At 63.6% G+C, this 2,415-nt stretch carries 4 protein-coding genes; 1 reads left to right on the top strand and 3 read right to left on the bottom strand.

The window, feature by feature from the left end:
- Positions 1-36: 36 nt before the first annotated feature.
- Together EOA38_RS33745 and ykgO are read right to left on the bottom strand one after the other, a co-directional pair.
- Complete coding sequence (locus EOA38_RS33745) at positions 37-648, bottom strand: hypothetical protein (RefSeq protein WP_127301264.1); 612 nt, start codon at positions 646-648, stop codon at positions 37-39.
- A gap of 123 nt (positions 649-771) precedes the next feature.
- Positions 772-897, bottom strand: coding sequence for a type B 50S ribosomal protein L36 (gene ykgO, locus EOA38_RS33750; protein WP_040974291.1), 126 nt, complete (start codon positions 895-897; stop codon positions 772-774).
- Positions 898-1,141: 244 nt separating this feature from the next.
- Here ykgO and EOA38_RS33755 point away from each other — a divergent pair, with 244 nt between their 5' ends.
- The gene (locus EOA38_RS33755) at positions 1,142-1,564 is read left to right on the top strand and encodes a lysozyme inhibitor LprI family protein (RefSeq protein ID WP_126091495.1); all 423 of its coding nucleotides are present in this window, start codon (positions 1,142-1,144) and stop codon (positions 1,562-1,564) included.
- Between the two features lie 10 nt (positions 1,565-1,574).
- On the opposite strand, the gene EOA38_RS33760 is transcribed toward EOA38_RS33755, so the two are convergent.
- Positions 1,575-2,415 (bottom strand): 5-(carboxyamino)imidazole ribonucleotide synthase (locus tag EOA38_RS33760; protein WP_127301265.1); only part of this gene is annotated, 841 nt, incomplete at its 5' end.

The raw sequence follows: 2,415 nt of genomic DNA on the forward strand, positions 1-2,415 counted from the left end.
CCCTTATTGCCCTACTCCCCTACTCCCTTAAAGGAATCAAATACCCTCGCCGGCAAGCTCTTCCGAGAGTGTCGAGACCTGGTCCTGAGCGCTGCGCATCATCGGATAGATGGTGAGCACCTTCTGCCAGGCTTCCAGCGCCGACTGCTTGTGGCCGGTTTCGGCCATGATCTGCGCCAGGCCGGAGAGCGCGCCGAAATGGCGGGGTTCGAGCTGCAAGGTGTGGTCGATGTCGGCCATCGACTTCCCGTAATTCTTCATCAGGAAATGGACGGTGGCGCGGCGGTTCCAGCCTTCGGCATAGCCCGGCTGCAAGGTCACCACCTGATCGAGGAAGTCGAGTGCGACGTCGAATTTCTGGTCTTCCGTCGCCTTCTGCGCCCATTGCATCATCAGGTCGATCGAGGCGCTGCCGGACTGGTTCCATTCATTCCAGATGCGGCCGGCGATCCGTTCGGCCGCCTTTTCGTTGCGCTCACGCTTCAGGTCGGTGAAGAGCTGATCAAGGCGGCCCTGCCTGGTCGAGGCGACCGGCGGCGGCGTGATGGCGGGCGGCGGCGTGGCGGCGAGCGGCGAGGCAGGCTCCTCCGCCGACGCGGGCAGGCCGAAAAGGAGCAGAGCGGCGAAAGAAGCAAAAAGAATCCGCATCGCCGGAATCTAATGCCGGACGGCGGATCGTCAAAATGATTTTAGCGTGAGAGGGCCGGCGAACCGGCAATCGACATCAAACGGGCGCGGCGCTTGGTTCGTTTGTGGCGCCGCGCGCAAGTCTCAGCCCTGGCGCGCCTTGTAGCGCGGAGCGGTCTTGTTGATGATGTAGATGCGTCCCTTGCGGCGAACCAGCCGGTTGTCGCGGTGACGCGCCTTGAGCGCCTTGAGCGAATTCTTGATCTTCATGGTCTTGCCTATCCGGTCGGGGCCCGGTTCCGGGCCGAATTTTAAAGGCGCGCCCGGAAAAAGCGCGCCTTTGAACTTGCGTGGCTCATAAACGAGGAGCCTTGCTCCTGTCAACCGCAAGCGCGCCGTATAACCGGCGCAGGACCCCACATCATCAAATATTCGCCATCGCGGCGACCTGGCATTGCGCGACTCAAGGCCGGCTGGAAAGGTGCCGCAACGCGAAGCGATTGGGAGATCCGGCATGCGCCGCCTGTTTTTGTCAGCCTGCCTTATGCTCGTGGCAACCGCTCCGGCGGCCTGGGGGCAGGAGTGCGACCGCAACGACGACAGCCAGCAGATGATGAATATCTGCGCCAACGCCGACTATGAGGCGGCCGACGCCAAGCTCAACGCCGCCTACAAGGATATCGTCAGCGGAAATGACGAGAAGGCCAACAAATTGCTGCAGACGGCGCAGCGCGCCTGGATCGCGTTCCGCGACGCCGAATGCGCTTATTCGGCCGCCGACAGCGAGGGCGGCTCCATCTATCCGATGGAGGTTTCGCAGTGCCTGACGGAGCTGACCAACGAGCGCACCAAGCAGCTCACCTCCGGTGCCAATTGCAAGGACGGCGATCCGAGCTGCGCCAGCCCGGACGAGGACGAAGATCAGGATATGCAGTAACCAACGCTGGTCAGTTTTTATGGCTGATCCGCGTGAAATGACCCATCTTGCGGCCGGGGCGTGACTCGGCCTTGCCGTAGAGATGCAGCATCAGGTCGGGCTCGGCGAGCAGCGCCGGCACCTTCAGCATGTCGTCGCCGATCAGGTTTTCCATCACGCAATCGGAATGTCGGGCCGGTGAGCCCAGCGGCAGGCCGGCGACGGCGCGGATATGCTGCTCGAACTGCGAGACGAGGCAGGCGGCCTCCGTCCAGTGGCCGGAATTGTGGACGCGGGGCGCCAGCTCGTTGGCCAGCAGCGAGCCGTCGGCGAGGACGAAGAATTCGATGCCGATGACGCCGACATAGCCGAGCGCCGAGAGGATTTTCGCCGCCGCCTCCTTCGCCGCCGCGGCAGTTTCCGGCCCGATCGTGGCCGGTACCGTCGAGCTGCGCAGGATGCCCTCGCGGTGGATATTCTCGGCCGGATCGTAGGCGGCAACGCTCCCGTCAAGTCCGCGCGCGGCGATCACCGAAATCTCGTGCTCGAAGGCGACGAACGATTCGAGGATCAGCGGCACATTGCCCATCGCCTCGCAGGCGCCGGCAAAGCCGCCGGTTTCCATGTTGCGGAAGACGCGCTGGCCCTTGCCGTCATAACCCATGCGCCGCGTCTTCAAAACGCCGCTGCCGCCGAATTTCCTCAGCGCCACCGTCAGCTGGTCGTCATTGTCGACGGGACAGAATTCCGCCGTCGGGATGCCGATGCCGTTCAGGAAACTCTTCTCGCTCACGCGATCCTGCGCGACTTCAAGGGCGCGGGCCGGCGGATAGACCGGAACGCGTGCGGCAAGCGTCTCCGCCGCCGCAACC

This window comes from Mesorhizobium sp. M1E.F.Ca.ET.041.01.1.1 (genome assembly GCF_003997355.1).
Classification (GTDB): domain Bacteria; phylum Pseudomonadota; class Alphaproteobacteria; order Rhizobiales; family Rhizobiaceae; genus Mesorhizobium.

Coding starts and splice junctions, on each gene's coding strand:
- EOA38_RS33745 (WP_127301264.1), bottom strand. CDS start 648: ATGCGGATTCTTTTTGCTTCTTTCGCCGCTCTGCTCCTTTTCGGCCTG.
- ykgO (WP_040974291.1), bottom strand. CDS start 897: ATGAAGATCAAGAATTCGCTCAAGGCGCTCAAGGCGCGTCACCGCGAC.
- EOA38_RS33755 (WP_126091495.1), top strand. CDS start 1,142: ATGCGCCGCCTGTTTTTGTCAGCCTGCCTTATGCTCGTGGCAACCGCT.